30 protein-coding genes are annotated in these 17,649 nt (G+C 41.7%); 5 read left to right on the top strand and 25 right to left on the bottom strand.

Features of this window, described 5'->3' with window-relative positions; translation table 11 throughout:
• Window positions 1–76: 76 nt before the first annotated feature.
• From C234_RS16270 to C234_RS16235, 25 genes are all read right to left on the bottom strand, one after another.
• Entirely contained in the window at window positions 77–472 is a 396-nt protein-coding gene (locus tag C234_RS16270) for a single-stranded DNA-binding protein (protein WP_051290231.1), read from the bottom strand.
• A gap of 12 nt (window positions 473–484) precedes the next feature.
• Window positions 485–697 carry a hypothetical protein gene (locus C234_RS0109590; protein WP_027325580.1) on the bottom strand — a complete coding sequence of 71 codons (213 nt, stop codon included), beginning with the start codon at window positions 695–697 and terminating at the stop codon, window positions 485–487.
• 40 nt (window positions 698–737) lie between these two features.
• A complete protein-coding gene (locus C234_RS0109585; protein WP_027325579.1) occupies window positions 738–1,295 on the bottom strand; it encodes a nucleoside triphosphate pyrophosphohydrolase family protein in 558 nt (185 codons plus the stop codon).
• 10 nt (window positions 1,296–1,305) lie between these two features.
• Window positions 1,306–1,677, bottom strand: a complete 372-nt coding sequence (locus C234_RS17895; RefSeq protein WP_200865070.1) for a DNA methyltransferase — start codon at window positions 1,675–1,677, stop codon at window positions 1,306–1,308.
• Between the two features lie 277 nt (window positions 1,678–1,954).
• On the bottom strand, window positions 1,955–2,518 hold the full coding sequence (locus C234_RS0109575; protein WP_027325578.1) for a 3'-5' exonuclease: 564 nt from the start codon (window positions 2,516–2,518) through the stop codon (window positions 1,955–1,957).
• A gap of 12 nt (window positions 2,519–2,530) precedes the next feature.
• Window positions 2,531–2,740 (bottom strand): hypothetical protein, encoded by a 210-nt coding sequence (locus C234_RS0109570; protein WP_027325577.1) that lies wholly within the window; start codon window positions 2,738–2,740, stop codon window positions 2,531–2,533.
• A gap of 26 nt (window positions 2,741–2,766) precedes the next feature.
• Window positions 2,767–2,958: a hypothetical protein gene (locus C234_RS0109565; RefSeq protein WP_027325576.1), complete on the bottom strand. Its 192-nt coding sequence runs from the start codon at window positions 2,956–2,958 to the stop codon at window positions 2,767–2,769.
• 6 nt (window positions 2,959–2,964) lie between these two features.
• Window positions 2,965–4,032, bottom strand: coding sequence for a DNA cytosine methyltransferase (locus tag C234_RS0109560; RefSeq protein ID WP_081688144.1), 1,068 nt, complete (start codon window positions 4,030–4,032; stop codon window positions 2,965–2,967).
• Entirely contained in the window at window positions 4,022–4,624 is a 603-nt protein-coding gene (locus tag C234_RS17675; RefSeq protein WP_081725133.1) for a DUF4406 domain-containing protein, read from the bottom strand. The genes C234_RS0109560 and C234_RS17675 overlap by 11 nt, the downstream gene beginning before the upstream one ends.
• Window positions 4,621–5,400: a Rha family transcriptional regulator gene (locus C234_RS0109550; RefSeq protein WP_027325574.1), complete on the bottom strand. Its 780-nt coding sequence runs from the start codon at window positions 5,398–5,400 to the stop codon at window positions 4,621–4,623. Before C234_RS0109550 ends, C234_RS17675 begins: the two co-directional genes overlap by 4 nt.
• A 32-nt stretch (window positions 5,401–5,432) precedes the next feature.
• Window positions 5,433–6,185, bottom strand: coding sequence for a hypothetical protein (locus C234_RS0109545; protein WP_027325573.1), 753 nt, complete (start codon window positions 6,183–6,185; stop codon window positions 5,433–5,435).
• Entirely contained in the window at window positions 6,179–7,039 is an 861-nt protein-coding gene (locus tag C234_RS0109540; RefSeq protein WP_027325572.1) for a Lin1244/Lin1753 domain-containing protein, read from the bottom strand. The genes C234_RS0109545 and C234_RS0109540 overlap by 7 nt, the downstream gene beginning before the upstream one ends.
• 56 nt (window positions 7,040–7,095) lie before the next feature.
• Window positions 7,096–7,836, bottom strand: coding sequence for a hypothetical protein (locus tag C234_RS0109535; protein ID WP_027325571.1), 741 nt, complete (start codon window positions 7,834–7,836; stop codon window positions 7,096–7,098).
• 19 nt (window positions 7,837–7,855) lie between these two features.
• On the bottom strand, window positions 7,856–8,287 hold the full coding sequence (locus C234_RS0109530; protein ID WP_027325570.1) for a hypothetical protein: 432 nt from the start codon (window positions 8,285–8,287) through the stop codon (window positions 7,856–7,858).
• A gap of 30 nt (window positions 8,288–8,317) precedes the next feature.
• Window positions 8,318–8,941: a hypothetical protein gene (locus tag C234_RS16800; RefSeq protein ID WP_051290230.1), complete on the bottom strand. Its 624-nt coding sequence runs from the start codon at window positions 8,939–8,941 to the stop codon at window positions 8,318–8,320.
• Between the two features lie 10 nt (window positions 8,942–8,951).
• Window positions 8,952–9,701 (bottom strand): MBL fold metallo-hydrolase, encoded by a 750-nt coding sequence (locus tag C234_RS0109520; RefSeq protein WP_027325569.1) that lies wholly within the window; start codon window positions 9,699–9,701, stop codon window positions 8,952–8,954.
• 26 nt (window positions 9,702–9,727) lie between these two features.
• Window positions 9,728–10,615, bottom strand: a complete 888-nt coding sequence (locus C234_RS16250) for a hypothetical protein (RefSeq protein WP_051290229.1) — start codon at window positions 10,613–10,615, stop codon at window positions 9,728–9,730.
• A gap of 9 nt (window positions 10,616–10,624) precedes the next feature.
• Window positions 10,625–10,930, bottom strand: a complete 306-nt coding sequence (locus tag C234_RS0109510) for a hypothetical protein (protein ID WP_027325568.1) — start codon at window positions 10,928–10,930, stop codon at window positions 10,625–10,627.
• Between the two features lie 11 nt (window positions 10,931–10,941).
• Window positions 10,942–12,900 carry an AAA family ATPase gene (locus C234_RS0109505; RefSeq protein ID WP_027325567.1) on the bottom strand — a complete coding sequence of 653 codons (1,959 nt, stop codon included), beginning with the start codon at window positions 12,898–12,900 and terminating at the stop codon, window positions 10,942–10,944.
• Window positions 12,901–12,905: 5 nt separating this feature from the next.
• On the bottom strand, window positions 12,906–13,139 hold the full coding sequence (locus C234_RS0109500; protein ID WP_235343311.1) for a DUF3853 family protein: 234 nt from the start codon (window positions 13,137–13,139) through the stop codon (window positions 12,906–12,908).
• 60 nt (window positions 13,140–13,199) lie between these two features.
• On the bottom strand, window positions 13,200–13,400 hold the full coding sequence (locus tag C234_RS0109495; protein WP_034540514.1) for a hypothetical protein: 201 nt from the start codon (window positions 13,398–13,400) through the stop codon (window positions 13,200–13,202).
• 40 nt (window positions 13,401–13,440) lie between these two features.
• A complete protein-coding gene (locus C234_RS16245) occupies window positions 13,441–13,833 on the bottom strand; it encodes a LuxR C-terminal-related transcriptional regulator (RefSeq protein WP_051290228.1) in 393 nt (130 codons plus the stop codon).
• On the bottom strand, window positions 13,830–14,087 hold the full coding sequence (locus C234_RS16240; RefSeq protein WP_034536867.1) for a helix-turn-helix domain-containing protein: 258 nt from the start codon (window positions 14,085–14,087) through the stop codon (window positions 13,830–13,832). Before C234_RS16240 ends, C234_RS16245 begins: the two co-directional genes overlap by 4 nt.
• Window positions 14,074–14,241: a hypothetical protein gene (locus C234_RS17670; protein WP_158330233.1), complete on the bottom strand. Its 168-nt coding sequence runs from the start codon at window positions 14,239–14,241 to the stop codon at window positions 14,074–14,076. The genes C234_RS16240 and C234_RS17670 overlap by 14 nt, the downstream gene beginning before the upstream one ends.
• The gene (locus tag C234_RS16235; protein ID WP_034536865.1) at window positions 14,238–14,465 is read right to left on the bottom strand and encodes a hypothetical protein; all 228 of its coding nucleotides are present in this window, start codon (window positions 14,463–14,465) and stop codon (window positions 14,238–14,240) included. Before C234_RS16235 ends, C234_RS17670 begins: the two co-directional genes overlap by 4 nt.
• Window positions 14,466–14,622: 157 nt before the next feature.
• Between C234_RS16235 and C234_RS0109470 the strand changes: the two genes are divergently transcribed.
• Genes C234_RS0109470 through C234_RS0109450 form a run of 5 tightly spaced genes read left to right on the top strand, consistent with a single transcriptional unit; the run spans window position 14,623 to window position 17,484 of the window.
• A complete protein-coding gene (locus tag C234_RS0109470; protein WP_027325564.1) occupies window positions 14,623–15,303 on the top strand; it encodes a LexA family transcriptional regulator in 681 nt (226 codons plus the stop codon).
• A gap of 2 nt (window positions 15,304–15,305) precedes the next feature.
• A complete protein-coding gene (locus C234_RS0109465) occupies window positions 15,306–15,500 on the top strand; it encodes a hypothetical protein (RefSeq protein WP_027325563.1) in 195 nt (64 codons plus the stop codon).
• Window positions 15,487–15,933 carry a hypothetical protein gene (locus C234_RS0109460; protein WP_027325562.1) on the top strand — a complete coding sequence of 149 codons (447 nt, stop codon included), beginning with the start codon at window positions 15,487–15,489 and terminating at the stop codon, window positions 15,931–15,933. Before C234_RS0109465 ends, C234_RS0109460 begins: the two co-directional genes overlap by 14 nt.
• A complete protein-coding gene (locus C234_RS0109455; protein WP_027325561.1) occupies window positions 15,930–16,223 on the top strand; it encodes a hypothetical protein in 294 nt (97 codons plus the stop codon). The genes C234_RS0109460 and C234_RS0109455 overlap by 4 nt, the downstream gene beginning before the upstream one ends.
• A complete protein-coding gene (locus C234_RS0109450; protein WP_027325560.1) occupies window positions 16,213–17,484 on the top strand; it encodes a site-specific integrase in 1,272 nt (423 codons plus the stop codon). Before C234_RS0109455 ends, C234_RS0109450 begins: the two co-directional genes overlap by 11 nt.
• The last annotated feature ends 165 nt before the right edge of the window (window positions 17,485–17,649 follow it).

The raw sequence follows: 17,649 nt of genomic DNA, 5'->3' as shown, positions 1-17,649 counted from the left end.
ATTATTCCAACTAACAATATAGATGATACAACAGTTATTATCTTTCTTTCAAATCCATCGTCCATATCTCTTCAAATTAAAATGGAACATCATTAATGGTCTCTTCATGTGTTGTTGCCATATTAGATTCACCGCTTTGTGAAGAATTTGTTTCAACCCTGATTCCGCAAAGCTGAACTTCACTTGCGTTCACATTGATGGCAACTTGCATGTTTCCACTCCTGTCTTGATAAGATTTCACCGATAAGCGACCCCGGACGAACACTTTGCAACCTCTTTTGAGGTATTGAATAAGACCGCCACCATCACCATACCACAAGACGGACACCCATGTTGTCGATTCAACGGTTGTTCCGTTGGCATCCTTTCTTCTTTCAGAATGTGCGACATTGAAAGACACATACTTCTTGCCGCTGAACTCTTTAATTTCGGCATCATTTCCAATATTGCCGATAACTTCACATTGTAACATCGCTTTTTGAATTTAATTTTGGTTATCATCCATGAAGCCCACTTCAATGCCGACATAACCGCCCCGGCGAATATGGGTTTCAATATCTTTTTCATTCTCAATCAGACTTTCGGAATCATCGTCATACAAGGCGAACACTTCCACTTTGCCCAATGCTTGTTTGGCTTCCGCTTCTGTCAGAACGTGCCAAACAAAGCCGTCTTCTGTTATCTTAACACGTTTCATTTGTACTTCATTTGTTATGCAAGTGCATTGCATTTGCTTGTTAATACTTCTTGCCGTGCATTACTTCACGGGATTGATTATACTTCATTTTTTTTGTGATATGCCATTTAAGGTTGATTCCTTGTTGTCTCGCCCAACTTTCGATGTAATTCAACCCGAATTGGATGCGCTTTTCAATGGCAATTTGGTCTTTGGAAAGACCTTTCACCAACGCAAAAGCATTTTCCGTGAAGCTGAATCGGTCGAAATCCCTGCAATATCGACATGGTTGCATCTTTTCGAAATCAACACCCAAAGCCCCGGCAAGGTCAAAAAGACGAATGGCGATGTCTGCCATTTCATCTTCGAGTGTGTTTTTGATACACGCACGAAAAACTTTATTGAACAAATCTGGGTGGATTATGCCTTGAGAAGCATTTGCCATCCCTGTATCAAAACGCGCTTTGTTGGCTTTTAATTCATTTCGGTCGGCTTCCACCAATTCGGAAATCTCTGTAATAACAAGCATCAAAAAATGTTCGTTGCTTAACCGTTTTTTCCAAAAACCATGATTCACGGCATTGGAATGTGCTTTTTCTTTTAATTCGTTGTAATTCATATTTTTGTTTTTAGAATAACTTTAATTGTGCTTGTTTATACAACAACCGTTGTTTGGCTGCATTATAATATCCGGGGTCAAGTTCAATCCCCAACATTTCAAAATTCATTTCGTGTGCCGCAAGACATATTGAACCTGAACCCAAATGTGTGTCAATGATTCTTTGACCCGGTTTTGCATAATTCATCAACAACCATTCATAAAGCATAATTGGTTTTTCTGTCGGGTGAATCGTGTGTTGCTTTGCAAGCTCACATCGATTTATTGTAATAACTCGCGTTGGGCAATTAAAAGATGAATATGCAAGTTCACAATCCGACATTGTAAGTCCTGTTTGTCCTTTGAACCACACAATCCATCCTTTTGTGCCTTTGTTTAACATCGGAACAAAGTAATTTGCGCCCCAAATGATTTGATTGCGTGAAATCCGTTCCAATTCTCTGAAATACGCATCCGGGGGGGCATTTTATCCCACCCCTTTTGCGTATGTTGTTTCCTGTTATGCTTTGGGTTCTTGCAAATACATTCCTTTTGTCCATCAATCCCAATTCCATAAGGAGGGTCGCAAATCGCTAAATCAAAGGCGTTGTCGGGCAACTCTCGCATAACATCCATGCAATCAGCATTCACAAGTTGAATTTTTCCGAAAGTTTCAATGTTCATCGCTTCACAATATCATAAACCGCCCGTGTCAATTCAATATCATACATCGCATTGTGCAAGGAATCATCTTTCACCTCGATTCCAAGAGTCTTTGCGACGGTGGACAACTTGAAGTTCTCCATATCAGGGCGACGGGTTACAAGGTACGCCGACGCAAGAACCATCACATCAAGGGTGTTCGACCAAAACCAAGAGCCGAAATAATTATCTCCGTTCTGCAAGAAGAATCCGCGCAAAAATTGGTTGTCGAAAGCCGCATTGTTGTAGCCGACCAAAAAAAACTTGTCTTTCTTGTTGAACTTGTCCACATACTTGCCAAGCATTGCCACAAATTCTTGGTACATTTGTTGCATTGGTGGGTATGCAAGGACTTGTTCACGTGTCACCCCGGCAACTTTCAAGGCTTCTTCTTCAATCACGGCTTTGGGGTTCGGCTGCACATGGAAGTCGAAATCTTCAATACGTTTGCCATCAATCACGATTGAACCGCTAATTTGATGGATTCCATTTCTTCCGGGATTCGTCCCGGTCGTTTCAAGGTCAAAAAATAATAGTTTCATTACTGTATTGTTTTACGTTAAATTATCCTTGTACTCTGTGAGAAATTCTCTCGTTTTATCAGACATCATTTCTGTTTTAAGAACACCCTCAATCTCTTTCTTTTCAACACCAGCAGCTTTGAGTTGCGCATTTGCTATCACGTCAAAGTCACGTTTTATTTGCGCTAATTCATCCGTATAGGATAAAAAGCAGTTCCACCAGCCTTTATTAAATTGATTCATATCTAATTTGTTTTATAGTGACACAATTATTGGTTAAAAAGATTTGGTTCGGATGGCTTGTTGGCTGCTTCAACGTCTTGCACCCTCTTTATTTCCTTGTCGATTTCTTTTTCAATCATCTTTGATTTTTCAAGGATGAAATGATTGCGGCTTTTGAAATACTCCTTTTGCAATCGGCGCATTTCCACCACCTTGTCGAAAAATTGTCTTGCATTCATTGTTCTTTATATTTTTGATAGCCATTGTTCATATATCCGGGATGCAACTTGTGCCATCATCACAGGCGGCACGGACATTCCGCAAATGTATTGGGGGCTTTGCCCGGCAAAGTTGTAATCTTGTGGGAAACTCGATATACAACAAACTTCGTTTGCACTCAAAAACCGGGGTTGCTCAAAGTGAATCAAGCATGATTCCTTGCTTGCAAGGGTGGGACATATCCTATCCAAGTACACATAAGTTTGATTGAAGTTGCTTCCTTTGCCATACAATCGTTCATTTGCCGCTCCTTGGTTCAAGTCCCCGTGTTGGCGATTCTCCCACAATAGGCGGATAACATTTGATTTAGCTTCACGCCCATTGAAGTCGGCGACCTCTCCAAACATTATCGGTTCTTCCTTGAAATCCATATCCAAGAATGGATAAGCATTGAATAAGTCATATTGACACAGCACTTTATCAATCAAATCTTTTCTCAAACACACAAAGAACACACGTTCCCGCCTTTGAGGTACACCCATTGTTTGAGCGTCAAGCAAGTAATGTTGGCAATAATACCCGGCATCATCAAATGATTCATAAATGCGGCGCACGTATTGTTTCGCTTCTCCAAGAAGCAATCCCTTTACATTTTCCGCAACAACAACTTTCGGCTGTAACCGCTTCGCAAGGTCTATGAAGTCGAAAAACAAGGTGTCCAACACTTGTTCTGCCTGACCCTCTCGAAAGTGCTTCATCTTACCCCAAGCATCTTCCCGGCTTCCTGCCATGCTGAATGTGGAACAAGGCGGTGAACCATCCAAAATGTCAAGATTGAACAATTCGGGTGGCAAATCTTCCTTTGTCTTGAACTCCTGTATCGGTTCAAGAAAAGGAAAACGCGGGTTGTGATTCTGACAATATGCGTACATCATGCGGTGGTCTATCTCGTTGCAACCGATAACATCAAATCCGGCAAGTTTGTAACCCATTGAACTGCCCCCCCCACAAGCGAAACACGAAAAGACCGTGCCTTTGTTTTTCGTGAAGTTGGTATCCGCTAATTTCCAACGGTAATCAAATTTATGTTTCATTTGCGCTTGTTGTATTTAATATATTATTTACTCTTGTTGCCATTTCTCGGAATTGCGGATTGTATTTGAAGTCATCTTCATATTTGTTCAACAAGTGAAGCATTGAAGAATGGTCACGATGCACGTACTTGGCAATCTGTGTCAATTTCATTTTATTGCGGCGGCAATGGTAAACAAACAACATTCGGGCAAAGAATCCATCACGCTTGCGGCTCTTGGTTGTGTACTCGTTAAATTGCATTCCTGTAACCTCGTGGATTGCATTTTGAACACGCGTCACTATGTCATTATCTCGGCGAACATTGGATTCGAACCAGATATCAAGTCCAAGGCGCTTCGCTATATCATATTCGATTAGCGCACCCTTTGAATCAATCCAATTGTCCATCATGTAGATGGCATCGCACTTGAAAAGCAATTCAATGTCCTTGACCATGTGTTGTTCCCAAGTTGCATTGGCTGGCAAACTCTTTTTCATTGGGTTCACTGCTTCAAATCCGATTCCATCAAGCAAGGCTTGAGCATCGGCGAACCGTTGCTTTGCTTCTTCGATTGGCAAGCCCGAAATCTTGCCCGATACATAAATTTTCATTGGCTTTTCTTCCTCTCTGCATTATAGATGAATTTATTGATGAAATATTCCTTGCCCTTTCCCGTCACCATCGTTCGCGTGGTTGTCATAACTTCATCCGTCCGTGGATTTGTCCACGTTTGCGGTTTCATTTCAAACAACCCAAGGTCAAGGGCTTTTTGTGTCGGCTGGTTTCGTGCCGTTCCAACACTGCACAAATAATCATTGTCGCGCAACCATTGAAAAAGCCGGATTTCTCCAAAATCCACGCCGTTTTGTTTCAGAATCTTTGCAAGTTCATCAATCCCGCACGATGACGGGGAATTGATGATGGCGGTCGCGAATGCCACTTTCGGGGCTTGCGCTTCAATCTGCTTTTGTTGGATTTCGATTGTTTCCGCCTGTTCCGCCGCAAGGCGCAAAGCCTGTGCGAACGTTTGAGGAATCGCCGGGGTTGCTGGCGCAAGCCCTTTTATTGTTTCCTCCATCTTGTTGAATGCGTTGATAAATGCCACCTTGAACGCCATTGCCTTTTCTCCGGTCAATGACATTGTAAGCAAGGAAAAGCCATCGCGGTTCATCAAGAACATGGGTTGCCGCTTCCCTTGTGCATCCGTGTATGTGGTTTCGGCAAACCAATGTTCGTTGGCTAAATTTTGAGCCGACCCCATGATGTTGCGGATGGACTTCATTATGTTCTTGTGCATCTTGCCGAACACCTGTGCCACCTTGACGGAATCGGTCACGGGTGTTCCCTTTTGCGTTTTGTAAACGCTTGATTGGATGATTTCATTCATAATTGTAAATTTTCATTGTTAGTATATCCAAATCAAAGTTTGCGGCGGTCTTTGCCTTTTATCACAAGATAGTTGCACATTTCTTGCAATCGGCTTGCTACACGGTCGCCATATCGTTCTTTGAGGATTTCGCCGCCCATCCTCAAATTTGACGTGATGAATGTCATTTCGGCGTGCATATCACCCCGGTATTCGATGACGTAACGCACCACATCAAGACGGTTGCCCATGTAAAGCGTTTCCGATGGTTCGTTGCCAAGGTCTTGAATGGCAAGCATCGGCGCGGTCTTGTATTGCTGGATGTTGCCGGATTCCGCCCACACATCACACAAGCCATCGGCGCGTATTGTGCGCCAATACAACGGGCGCGGGTCGTTGTCGGTATGCCAAAGAACCTTGATTCCGATTGCTTGGATATACGCTTGCATGATTTCCATGCACCACGTTTTGCCCGTTCCTGTGTTTCCGGCGATATATATTCCGCGTTTCAGTCTGCCGGGGATGACTTGTCCCGAAACAGGGTCAAGACACTTCATTGATGCGTCACCGTGCGCCCACTTGATGAAATTTTCAAATGTGAATCGGTTTTCATCGTCAATGACGAATGCCAGATTCCGGCTTTTCCCGATTGCTTCGATTATCTTAATCGCGTTATCAAGGTCATACCAACCCGGCTTGGTGTATTGGTAACGCTTGAATCCGGCGAACATTTCGCGCTGCTCAATCGCGTTCAACACTTGCGCGATGCTTGGCATTATCGGTTTTTTATTTTCGTTGTTCACCATTCTTCGTTTGCTCTTTTGCTATTTTGTCCGCCGGGGAGGTCGTTGTAATTGCCATCCTCAACCTTGCGCCAATTGGTTGCGTTGGTGAATATCCATCGGAAAGTACACCATTTCCCCTTTTTGCAAAAGTCGGATGCGTTTATTGTTTGGAATATCTCCTTGATGCGCTGGTATGCCGTTTCCGGGTCTTTGGCGGTCATCATTTCGCCGAACCGTTGCCGAATCTTGCGTTTGTCGTCATCAGCAAGGGAACGCGGTTGCGGAAATGATGGGCAATGTTCTTTCCAAGCTGCCAACAATCTTGAATAATCAATCGAAAAATCCCGTTTTTGCTCCGGCGCGTCAACGCAAGTTGACGTATCTACGTTAGTAGATATATTATTCTTTTCTTTTCTTTCCTTTTCTTTATGTCCTGCATTTGCATTGCTTGTGTTCTGCATTTGCAGTACATTTGGATTGTTTGTAGTTTGCTTGTCATTTGCCGATTGGGGTTGTAATGCTTGATTTTCAAGGTTTTGTTTCCACCTTGCAATGGCTGCTTGTTTGCGTTTGTCGGAAATGTCTTTTCGTTTGTCCAATCGCTTTAAAACTGAATCAGACCACATATTGACACCATCATTCTTAAATAAACCGTAGTCATGCACAAGGGATTCAACCTTGTTGTAATCCACATGCAATGCAAATGCAATACTTTTGCAAGAACGCAATGGCAACTTTCCGCCCTGTTCATACAGTTGTTCGATAATGCACCAAAATACGCCGATACCTTCAACCCCAAGGTTAATCAACACGTCTTGTAATTTTGGGTCATTACGCGCGTTGTAATCATGTTGAAAATAAAATGTATCTTTCATTGTTGTGATTGTTAAGCCCACCGACCTGCCAAATGGCAAGCCGGGGGCGTTGTACACTAAATTTCAATGATTGCGATTTCGGGTGCAATCTCTTTGATTTTTACAATTTCATCATCAATTACCTTGTCGCGTAAATCTTCAAGTGTTGCTTGCGCGCCGGGTGAAAGAAGCACGAAAGAAACTTCACGTCCGTTCACTTGAGCGAATGTTTCCACCTCGATTGTTTCGGCGGGCATTCCCTTGAAAATCGGCATTTGAATGGTGAATGAATCCGGCAAGTTGGAATTGACCACTTGGGCGAAATTGTCGGTACGATTGCCATTTTCGGCAATGGCACGTTCAATCTTGTTGTTCACGGTGGCGGTAAAGTTCATCAGCTTTGAAACCAAGTCCATATTCGTTTTGCGGTCGGCAAAGAATGCACGGTTCATCTTGATAAACAAGCCAAGTTCAATTGGTGTCCAAGCCTTGTTTCCGTTGATTCCGAACTCAACAAATTTTGGGTTGTAACTCAATTTGCCAACAACCTTTCCACGTGTGTATTCGTCCGATTCGTTGGTTATCAAGGTGATTTCCACATTGTCGCGGTCGATAAGAATGTGGCAATACTTTTGGGCGAACTGACCAACATTGATTCTCTTTGTTAGATACTCCACCACGCAACCGATAACACCTTTCAGGTCGGTTTTTACGGGTGCTTTCGGTTCAAGCTGTTTCACGGCTGCACCCTCACGCAAGATTACTTCGGCGGTTGTCATTCCCGGTGCAAGATTGATTTGCAATTTTTCGTTCTGCATATTCTTCAAAAATTAAAAGTTAATCATTTGTTCCTGTATTTCTCACCACTGAAAAGATGTTCGGTTGTAGTTCATCAGCCGTTGCCGGGCGACATTCAACCAAAATTCCCTCTTTGTTGTAATACCCGGTTTCCTTGGTTTCTTGGTCTGTGAAACGATAGCATATTTCGTTCACATATTCCGCCTTTGACTTGATGTTGGAAACCATTATTGACCTTGATTCTTTCAATGGTTTCAAGCGACCCTTGAAGTCGGCTTCAACTTGTTTCTTTTCTGCTTCGATTTCGGCAATCTCAATCGACACATTGGCAAGTTTTTCTTTGTGTCCTTGCAATTCTTCCGGGGTGTATGGCTTCATATAGCCTTTTTGTTCGCAAGCATCGCAATTGTCTTTCAAGAATGCTTCACGTTGTGCAAGATTCTTGTATTCCTGTCCAAGTTCTCTTTCCATAACTCGATTTTGTTTTATAGTGATACATTTTTACTTATTGAGCAAGAAAACTTGGTTATACAAGCCCACGAACTGTTTGCCGAATTGGATTGCTCGATTTCGTGTTTTGAAGCAAAGCCGAGAACCGAAATGCGCAGCCGCAAGCGTAGCCGTATTATAAGTAGTCGCACAAACGAACCCCGCAGCCCCTTTGTCATATACAAACCAAGGGTAATACTTGTATTGGCTTGCATCGCTGAAATCAGGCACAAAGTTGTCCGCCTTGTTCCAAGCCTCTGCAATGGTGAATAACTCGTTCAGGGCAACAAGTGCTTTGATGTGATTTGGGTTCACGTCCTGAACCAAACGTGCAACGTCTGCAAGCTGAACGCAATTGCTGGACAATACCTTTTTCGACACGGTGAAGTCTGCATTAGGCTTGCCCCCAATATGCTTTCGGGCTTTCTCAAAGTCGGTGATACACTCGTTTACTTCCTTGATTTCTACTTCTTCAAGGTCAAAATCAAATGGGGTCAAGTATTTATCATCGGATGAATCAAGATATTCGTTATTGTCATCAATGATACACTCCATTTCTTCCGCTGCATCTACTCTTGTGGCAAAGGTTGCGATTGGATCGGATTCTCCTTTTCTCTTTAATACAAACTTTTTCATTTTCGTAAAATTAAAATGGTGATTTATTGAAATTTATTGTCATTCCACTTTCTGCAATGTGGACGGTCTTACCTGTCGCTTCCATGATTCCTTGCCGGAACTCACTCGCACTTGAATTGCCATCAGAAAGGTGTATCAACACAATGTTGTTCACCCCTGACAAATCATTTGCAAGCAATGTTTCTTTGCACGTATCAAACTCCATGTGGCTTTTGATAGTCCGGGCACGTAATGCCTTGGGCAATAACCCGGCTTTAACATTAGCATCCAAAATGTCTTGTCGGTAATTGCATTCAATAATGATGTTGTTTAACTTGGCAAAGGTGTAATGTAAATAATACGTGTCAGTCGCAAATAAGACCATTCCACATTCTGGGTGATAGATAAGAAATCCGAAAGGTTCGGCGGCATCATGTTGGACATTGAACGGCAATATCCTAAAATTGCCGATTTCAAATTTACATCCCGCTTCTGCCATTAGTGGGGACAAATAGGGGCTTTTAAACTTCTTGACCACTTCGTGCAATGTCCCGGTGGACATATACACGGGAATACGTGCTTGAATGAAGTTTTCAACGTATTTGGCATGGTCGCCATGCTCATGTGACACGATTGCACCTTTGATGCGTGAAACGTCAAAATTGACCGCCTTTTGCACCTCTTTGAAAGCAATGCCACATTCTATTGCCAATGATTCTTTACCGTTGTCAAGCAAGTAACAATTACCCTTTGAGCTTGAACCCAAAATTTTCAATTCCATAACCTTAACCTTTCGGATTTGCTTATTTAGAAGCCCGGATTCGGCTTTTGTCCGCCTTGTGGCGCTTCGGTTGTACTTTCCTTTATTTCTCCCGTTTCGGTGTCCACAACGGCTTTTGTCGTGGTATCTTGACCATCTGCAAGGTCTACACCGATAGTTACCTTGTTGGCATTATCCGTTTTCTCCCTTTCGACATCAATGATTTCTTGATAATCCACATCCTGAATGTCTTGCCATTCTTCAACGGTTTTCATGCCCATTGAAAGTTCCGGGGCATAGGCGCTTGTCCAAAAGGATGCGGCACGATACATCAACATTTGTTTTGTCATTGTCTGCCACTTGCTTCCGTTCTTGGTGTACCAACCCTCTTGTATGGCAAGTCGAACGGACACGGGCGAACTTTCCAACACCTTATCCGACCCCTTGGCGGTCGTGAATGCCACGCATTCAATATCCATTATTTTTTTACCATCAAACTGCTTGATAACGGGCTTTTTTGAACGTGTGGCATTATCCCAAACGTAGTCGGTATAATCAACCATGCCCAACATACCTTTTTCGGTGAATCGGTACTGCAAGGGGTTGAAACGACCGCAAGTATTCACCGTTGCGACAAGGAATTTACTCGACCATGACGGCTTGCCATAGATGGGAACCATGTTTTGCATCACCATCAAAGGGCTTGCACCGATACGTTGTGCAATCTCAATGGCAATCATGCAATTAGCCATTGCTTTTTCAATCGGGTTCTTTTCGCTGATTTTGTACATGTCCGGCACAAGTTCGGATGAAGCGAACAACTTGCACACACGTTGCATGGTCTCGAATTGTATGGGGTCAAAAAAGTTGAACCCTAATTGGTTTTGTTGTGCAACTACCATTGCACCGCCATTTGCTTTTTGAATTTCGTTCATAATAAAAAATTAGTTGTTAAATAACTCTTTCTCCTTTTCGAATAACATTTTTAATGAGCCAATTTTTATTCCCTGAATGAAGACTTCTTTCGTTTCTTCACGGGTTGAAAATTCAGCAATTACTTCGGCGATTTTACGCTTATCGCCCACAAGTGAAATGATGGATTTTGTGCCATCTTCGCCCTTGACCTTTTCGGCTGCAAGGATTACAAAGCCACGTTTTACGCCCTCATGCTCACTTGTCATTTCTGACATACTCTTTGCGAAATCTTCCACTTTGGTAAGAAATTCGCCCTTTTCAATACTCTTTTCCATTGTTGCGATAATTATTTAATTGTTAATTTGTTGTCCTTAGTGACAACAAGGTTTATAATCTGACTTTCTGTCGGGATAATTTCATTGACACTTTCGCGACCGTCAAAAAATATCGGGGCGCAAATGCCATAGTGACGGCAAAGGGTGTTGATAATATCCAACCCGGCATTGACTTGTCCGGCTGTGTTGGCACTACCATAAGGCACACCACCGACAAGCGGAATGCACGTTTCAATGGCATTGCCATCGAGGGTGTAATCATACAATTTGAATGACACGAACTTAAACATGGTATTGATGCGCTTTTCGCATTCATCAATCTTGGTCTTGGTGAACTGTTCAATAGTGTATTCTTCGCGCTCCAAATCGGCGATTTGCTGTGCAAGCTGTTTGCCCTTGGCTTCAAGGTCTGCAATTTCCTTTTCACAACGGGCAATGGTATCGCGCTTTGCAAGACGTGATTTCAGACCATCACGTTTGCTGTTCCATTCGTCTTTTTGATTCTTCAAGTCGGTTGTATCAATGGCGGAATTGTCAGTTGAAATGGTAGTTTCAATGTCGGCGATTTCCTTTTGTTTTGCCACCCATTCGGGTATCAGTTCAGGAACAACGGCGGCGGCATCGACAACCGGGATTTTCAAGAAATCGGCTTTCAGGGATTCAAGTTCGGATTCAATTTTGGTTGCATTCGCTTTGGCATTGTTCACGTCTTTTTCGATTTCTGCAACCCTTTTTTCAAGTTCAGCCACCTTTTCGCCAAGCTGCTTTCCCTTGGTGGAAAGGTCATTGCACTTGTCGGATTGTGCCTTGGTAAATACTTCACGGGCTTTGGAAATCATATCTTCTGGCAAGTCCTGACCGCAATGTGGACAAGTCGTTTCGCCATTGTATGTCTTTTCATTTTCCGCGTACCAATCTTGGCGCAATTGGTCTTGGTCGGATGTAATTTTTTCGATTTCTCGGTGAATCTTGGCAATCTCAACTTGTCCCGATGTCGATTCACGTTTGGTTAATTCAAAATCACGTTCCTTGCCTTTGATTTGTGATTCAAGTTCACGACGGCTTGCATTGGCTTCAAAGGCTGCATTTTGCGCCTTGGTCTTGGCATCGAAAACGATTTGTTGACACTCCGACTTCAAGGCGTTCACCTTGTTTTGCTTGCTTTGCTCCGCTTCATATTGACGACGGATTGCGGCAGTAATGTCTGCAATTGCCTTGTCGATTTCGGCAATCTCTTTGTCGGTTTTCTCAATCTCAACTTCGATTGCGTGGAAATCCTCATTTTCAGGCTTCATCTTGTGTGTTTGGTCAATCCTTGGTTGGATTTGTGCCAATTCGTCTTTTAGTCGCTTCTTACGTGCCGATAATTCAGCTTTGAAGTCCGCAAGTGATTTGCCGCTTATCTTATCAAGCAAAAGGGCAAATTCGGGCTTCTGTGAAGCAATTTCGGCGTCTGTGATTGTTCCGGCAAGCTGAAATAGCTGTTCACGTTGCAACTTCCAATTCATATTGACAAAGAATGCCGGGTTGGTTATCATCTTGAATAATGATGAATCAATAATTGCTTCAATGCGCTTGGTGTATTCACTCACATTCACCGGAGTTTCGTTCCACCAGCATTCGGTATGGTTGCCCTTGAACACTCTTTCAACTTGTCCACGTGGCTTCACCCAATCTTCAACGAATGCACGTTTCAATGTAATTTCTTCACCATCAACGACAATTACACCAGACACACTGCATTCCACATTGTGCAATTCTTCACCATTCACACGCGTTTTCACCTCATAGTCTTTTCGGTCTTGGGCGTCTTTGCCAAATAGTAACCAAATAAATGCGTCAAAATGTCTTGACTTACCAAGTCCATTGCCACCGGAAATCGTGGTGACATCGACATTGAAATTAGTAGTTCTTTCTTTTTCTCCTTTGAAATTGCAAAGGGAAAGGGATTTCAAAATTACTTGTCTCATGTTGCTTAAAGTTTATTGTTAGTATTAAATAGTTTCAAAGCAAGGTCGGCATCAACTACTATGGTTCTTCCGTTCTGCATGATAGCCCCGTTTATCCGTCCGCTTGCCTTGATGCGATTCGCTGTTGTCATGCTGCAATTGAATAGTTGAGCAATTCCGGATATGCCGTACACTAATCGTTTTTCGGGCATTCTTACGGCTTCTTGTGTGGTTGTCTTGATTGTTTCCAACAACTCCATCAGCTCACCAACCGTTAGGTCAATAATTCTTATATTTGGGTCAATTTTTATCATTGGAGATTAAAATTTTTCGTCGGACAAAAGATTCTTGGATTTCCAATGGCAATAAAGTGCACAACAGCAATACCCAATCAAGAATGCAAGCCCTTTTGTTATGAAGAAAACACGAAACCAAGCTTCTTCTTCGACGGGTTCGCCAACCATCAATATGAATGCGATACAACCCAATATGCCCACGATGGATGTTCTTACTTGTTTCATTAATTCACTCTTTTTCATTGTTGCGAAAGTTTTAATTGTTTTACACCATTAAATCGACCGTTGCATTGTCGTTTTCTGATTTTCTTCTTGTGCGTACCATGCGCACACCCCGACAAGTATTGGTGCGTGCCCTGACTGCTACATTGCCAAAGTCAATCATTTGTGGAATCATCAATAAAAGCATTACCGCCGTGATTGCGTTGCGTTTGAATGGCGACAAATCAAAGGAAATGTGGAATGTCCTGCAAAACCACCAAGCGGATAATTCATTGACTTTGGAACACCCGGTTTTCTCATATATGTTTCGGGTGTGATTTTCCACCGTCCGTTCCGAAATGAAAAGCCGATTGGCAACATCTTTTTTGCTTGCTCCCCAAGCGAATAATTCCGCAATTACGGATTCGCGTTTGGTTAATTCTGCAAGTTCATTCATTTTTTCTTTCCTTGATTAAACCTATCACCATGTACCGGGTTTTCACACACTTCTATCACTTCACCACCCATTATGTAAGCATCCAAATCCTCAATGGCAAAATATGTGTCCTTACCATTGGGGCGGTAATATTTTACTTTGCGGTTAAAGCAAAGGCGATTCATCATGCTTGGCGAAACACCCAAGTATTCAATAGCTTCTTTTCTCAAAAGGAAGCGCTTTTGAACTCCTATAACACTACTATTCTTTTTCATAATCTTCCAAACGTTTTGCAAGTTCATCAAATACTTTTTTGAAATGCTCAATACCTGTTCTCCCATATTCTGCAACATCAAGAAATGATTTGTACGCTTCTTGCTCAATCATCATTTCTTCTTCCGGGTATAAATCTTTTTCTTCTTCCATCATACACCTCCCCAAACTTGTTTTATTCCATATTCAGCAAAGATTTCTTCAATGGCTTTCGCTTCTGAAACCTTTGGTTCTACTTTGCCCAATCTTCTTTGAGACCAAGCCATTCTTGTGTTTATGTTCAAGGCTTTCATTATTTTGTCCCGAACATCAGCTTGGTCTTTCATTCTTACCTGTGACCAGCCTTTCCAAAATGAAAATTCACTTGTTTTCTTTTCCATAATTCGATAAATTGACGTATTTTTGCTATTTATTATGTATCACAATGATACTATCTTTGTATTGTTGTTGATTACAGATGCAAATATAAAGATTCTTTCGATTTGGGCAATACAAAATCAAAATAAACTTTATATTAACGCCGTTAAAATATGTTTTATGATTGATATTGAAAGAGTTATAAAAGTTGTCGATTGGCTTATTTTCGAGAAAATCGTAAAGTCAAGAAAGGATTTAGCCTTGAAAATGGGTTATACCGAATCTTCAATGTCCCAAATCCTGAACCAAAAAGTGCCATTATCCGAAAGGTTTATAAAGAAACTTTCGATTTTAGACGACCGGATAAATATTGATTGGGTAATGGGTGGCGATGGTGATATGTTGCAAGAATCACTAATCAAAGAAACACAAGTGTTCTATGGTGGTGAAGACTTTGAAGAGCCAACGTATGTTCCATTATTACCTATTTCGGCACAAGGCGGCTCTCTGAATGACTTCGTTGTGTCTGTCAAGGATAGCGATTGTGAGCGTGTGATTTCGCCAATAAGGGGGGCTGACTTTGCCATGACGGTTGCTGGCGATAGCATGGCGCCGGAATACCCATCCGGGTCTCAAATCTTAATCAAAAAAATAAATGAAAGGGCATTCATTGATTGGGGAAAGGTGTATGTGTTGGACACTTGCAACGGAAGTGTTATAAAAAGGATATTCCCGGCGGATGACAAGGACCCAGGGAAAGTGAAGTGTGTTTCAATTAACCCTGATTATCCACCATTTGAAGTGTCTTTTGAAGACATTTTTAGCGTTTATCGTGTATTGTTAAGTATGTCAATCAAATAGATATGGAAGAAAAAATCAAAATTCAGGTGAATAACTATTATGGTAACCCGTCTTATTACTCGGTAATGCCCCAAGGAATCTTTGATGCACTTGAAGCTGCATCACTGAATGGTGAAGAATATGTAACCGTTGGAAAGACTGCATTCGATAAAATGATTATTGACTATAAAAAGAAGATGGACGATGAAAGCAATTAAGATTATTCGCGCGTTCATTCTTATTTGTGCGTGTGTGTGCGTGTGCGCATGTTCATCAAATGAAGATGAACAACCCGAAACCCAACTGTCGGACATTTCCGGCGTGTGGATTGAATATGCTTATTTGTGTTCCGGCGGTTACTTCGTGGACATATCGGGTGATGAAAATATGCGATACGAATTTGAACGACCAAACAAGTTCACCAAGTACACCATTGACAAAACCATGTTCAAAGACGTGTACACCCAAGGCGAATGGACTTTTGATGCTAAAAAGGGCGTTGCATACGTCACCGAACCACGTGGTTGGAATCTTGAAATAAGGTTCACGTTCTTGCCTGTTGAAGATGGGGAATATAAGGCACGTTTGGATATCAAGGGCAAAACTAACACTTCTTCATCCATTGTCAAAGTAAAAAGAATCAGCCAATGAAAAAGTCAATCAATCCACAAGCATTGGCAATTCAACGCCGATTCTTTGAAGCCTTGGAAATGGCGGTTTCTTTGGGTGCAGTGAACGGGTTGAAGGGTTTTTGCGAATCGCATAACTTGAATCGCACCAAGTATTCACGTATCAAGAACGATTTAAACAAGCCACTTGGGGAAATGAGATATAAAATGATTGATATTGATGCACTTTCGGGAATCTGCACAGACTTTGGCGTGTCGGCTGAATGGTTGTTGCTCGGACGTGGAAAGATGTTGAAAAGAGATGATAATTGATTACAAAATAAAATTTATACTACACAAGCGAAAAAGTGATGATACCAAGGCGGTCATTCGTATGCGTATCACCCTTAAATCAAAAAGACCCATTGATATTTCGATGGGTCATAGAATCAACATCGAAAATTGGGACACTGAAAGGCAACGGGTGAACAGTGCCGAGCGTAAGGCGAATGATATAAATGGAGAAATTGAGAAGTGGAAATCGTCTGCAAATGAAGTATTCATCCGCTATGGCGTGTTAGAACACCGCGAGCCATCGCCTGATGAATTTAAGCAACTATTTAATGATGAGATAGGTCGAAAGCTTGTTTTTGAAGAATCGAACGAAATTCAAGGTATTATATCGGTAGAATCTGCCTTTGACGAATATATCAATTCCGTTGGTGTACAAAATAGCTGGTCGCCATCTTCGTATAAGAAAAATGAAACTGTGAAGAAGCATTTTGTATCTTCATTGAATGGAAAGAGCTTTTTACATATTGACACAGATGTTCTTCATGAATTTATCCAATACCTGTTAAAGAAAGGGCTACGCAATACTACAGTGGCAAAAGACTATCAGTTTGTCCGTTGGTTTCTTAGCTGGGCACGGCGAAAAGGATATTACAATGGGCGTGCTGATGAAGATTTCCGTCCACGCTTGAAAGGCACCGATGGAAATCAGAAGGAAATAATATACTTGTCACTTGATGAATTAAAGCAATTAGAGTCTTTCCAAATCCCGGTAACCAAGAAACACCTTTATCATGTTCGTGATGTCTTTTTATTTTGCTGTTATACTTCACTTAGATATTCCGATGTAAAAAAACTAAATAAATCAGACATACAGGGAAATAAGTTTCGAGTTGTCACTCAAAAAACAGCTGATGCAATAATTATTGACCTAAATAAAAAAGCTATTGATATTTTGGATAGATATAAAGGGGTGAAAGGGCGCCTTGCTCTCCCGGTAATATCCAATCAAAAATACAATCAATATTTAAAGGAACTTGGTAGATTGGCGGGCTTGAATACCGAGACCCAAGTAGTATATTATAAAGGGGGTAGACGATATGATGAATACTACCCCAAATATGAACTGTTGACAAGCCATGTTGCCCGGCGTACATTTGTCGTAACTGCCTTACAACTTGGCATTCCGGTTGAGGTGATAATAAGATGGACGGGGCATTCTAATTATGATGCTTTAAAGCCATACGTTGCCATTGTTGACACATTAAAGCGTTCAGAAATGGATAAATTCGACCAATTATGACCTCGTACACGATTCCGTACACGATTTTATGCTATTTTATAAAATTTAAAGATGTCTCCACTTTTCTATTTTTAATTGATATTCAGCTATTTGGCATTTATTGATATGTTATGAATAATACCAACAGAGAGCGATACGCTCCACGATTTCAATTGATTATCAGGA

It is taken from the genome of Bacteroides pyogenes DSM 20611 = JCM 6294, from assembly GCF_000428105.1.
Taxonomy (GTDB): domain Bacteria; phylum Bacteroidota; class Bacteroidia; order Bacteroidales; family Bacteroidaceae; genus Bacteroides; species Bacteroides pyogenes.
This window is presented reverse-complemented; position numbering and strand designations above follow the sequence as displayed.

Coding starts and splice junctions, on each gene's coding strand:
- C234_RS0109470 (WP_027325564.1), top strand. CDS start 14,623: ATGATTGATATTGAAAGAGTTATAAAAGTTGTCGATTGGCTTATTTTC.
- C234_RS0109560 (WP_081688144.1), bottom strand. CDS start 4,032: ATGAAACATAAATTTGATTACCGTTGGAAATTAGCGGATACCAACTTC.
- C234_RS0109495 (WP_034540514.1), bottom strand. CDS start 13,400: ATGAAACAAGTAAGAACATCCATCGTGGGCATATTGGGTTGTATCGCA.
- C234_RS0109450 (WP_027325560.1), top strand. CDS start 16,213: ATGATAATTGATTACAAAATAAAATTTATACTACACAAGCGAAAAAGT.
- C234_RS0109565 (WP_027325576.1), bottom strand. CDS start 2,958: ATGAATGCAAGACAATTTTTCGACAAGGTGGTGGAAATGCGCCGATTG.
- C234_RS0109500 (WP_235343311.1), bottom strand. CDS start 13,139: ATGGAGTTGTTGGAAACAATCAAGACAACCACACAAGAAGCCGTAAGA.
- C234_RS0109510 (WP_027325568.1), bottom strand. CDS start 10,930: ATGGAAAAGAGTATTGAAAAGGGCGAATTTCTTACCAAAGTGGAAGAT.
- C234_RS0109530 (WP_027325570.1), bottom strand. CDS start 8,287: ATGGAAAGAGAACTTGGACAGGAATACAAGAATCTTGCACAACGTGAA.
- C234_RS0109585 (WP_027325579.1), bottom strand. CDS start 1,295: ATGAATTACAACGAATTAAAAGAAAAAGCACATTCCAATGCCGTGAAT.
- C234_RS0109520 (WP_027325569.1), bottom strand. CDS start 9,701: ATGGAATTGAAAATTTTGGGTTCAAGCTCAAAGGGTAATTGTTACTTG.
- C234_RS0109455 (WP_027325561.1), top strand. CDS start 15,930: ATGAAAAAGTCAATCAATCCACAAGCATTGGCAATTCAACGCCGATTC.
- C234_RS16235 (WP_034536865.1), bottom strand. CDS start 14,465: ATGGAAAAGAAAACAAGTGAATTTTCATTTTGGAAAGGCTGGTCACAG.
- C234_RS0109460 (WP_027325562.1), top strand. CDS start 15,487: ATGAAAGCAATTAAGATTATTCGCGCGTTCATTCTTATTTGTGCGTGT.
- C234_RS16250 (WP_051290229.1), bottom strand. CDS start 10,615: ATGAACGAAATTCAAAAAGCAAATGGCGGTGCAATGGTAGTTGCACAA.
- C234_RS17675 (WP_081725133.1), bottom strand. CDS start 4,624: ATGAAAATTTATGTATCGGGCAAGATTTCGGGCTTGCCAATCGAAGAA.
- C234_RS0109590 (WP_027325580.1), bottom strand. CDS start 697: ATGAAACGTGTTAAGATAACAGAAGACGGCTTTGTTTGGCACGTTCTG.
- C234_RS0109535 (WP_027325571.1), bottom strand. CDS start 7,836: ATGCAGAACGAAAAATTGCAAATCAATCTTGCACCGGGAATGACAACC.
- C234_RS0109505 (WP_027325567.1), bottom strand. CDS start 12,900: ATGAGACAAGTAATTTTGAAATCCCTTTCCCTTTGCAATTTCAAAGGA.
- C234_RS17895 (WP_200865070.1), bottom strand. CDS start 1,677: ATGTTAAACAAAGGCACAAAAGGATGGATTGTGTGGTTCAAAGGACAA.
- C234_RS17670 (WP_158330233.1), bottom strand. CDS start 14,241: ATGATGGAAGAAGAAAAAGATTTATACCCGGAAGAAGAAATGATGATT.
- C234_RS0109465 (WP_027325563.1), top strand. CDS start 15,306: ATGGAAGAAAAAATCAAAATTCAGGTGAATAACTATTATGGTAACCCG.
- C234_RS0109575 (WP_027325578.1), bottom strand. CDS start 2,518: ATGAAACTATTATTTTTTGACCTTGAAACGACCGGGACGAATCCCGGA.
- C234_RS0109540 (WP_027325572.1), bottom strand. CDS start 7,039: ATGAAAGATACATTTTATTTTCAACATGATTACAACGCGCGTAATGAC.
- C234_RS16800 (WP_051290230.1), bottom strand. CDS start 8,941: ATGAAAAAGTTTGTATTAAAGAGAAAAGGAGAATCCGATCCAATCGCA.
- C234_RS0109570 (WP_027325577.1), bottom strand. CDS start 2,740: ATGAATCAATTTAATAAAGGCTGGTGGAACTGCTTTTTATCCTATACG.
- C234_RS16240 (WP_034536867.1), bottom strand. CDS start 14,087: ATGAAAAAGAATAGTAGTGTTATAGGAGTTCAAAAGCGCTTCCTTTTG.
- C234_RS0109545 (WP_027325573.1), bottom strand. CDS start 6,185: ATGGTGAACAACGAAAATAAAAAACCGATAATGCCAAGCATCGCGCAA.
- C234_RS16270 (WP_051290231.1), bottom strand. CDS start 472: ATGTTACAATGTGAAGTTATCGGCAATATTGGAAATGATGCCGAAATT.
- C234_RS0109550 (WP_027325574.1), bottom strand. CDS start 5,400: ATGAATGAAATCATCCAATCAAGCGTTTACAAAACGCAAAAGGGAACA.
- C234_RS16245 (WP_051290228.1), bottom strand. CDS start 13,833: ATGAATGAACTTGCAGAATTAACCAAACGCGAATCCGTAATTGCGGAA.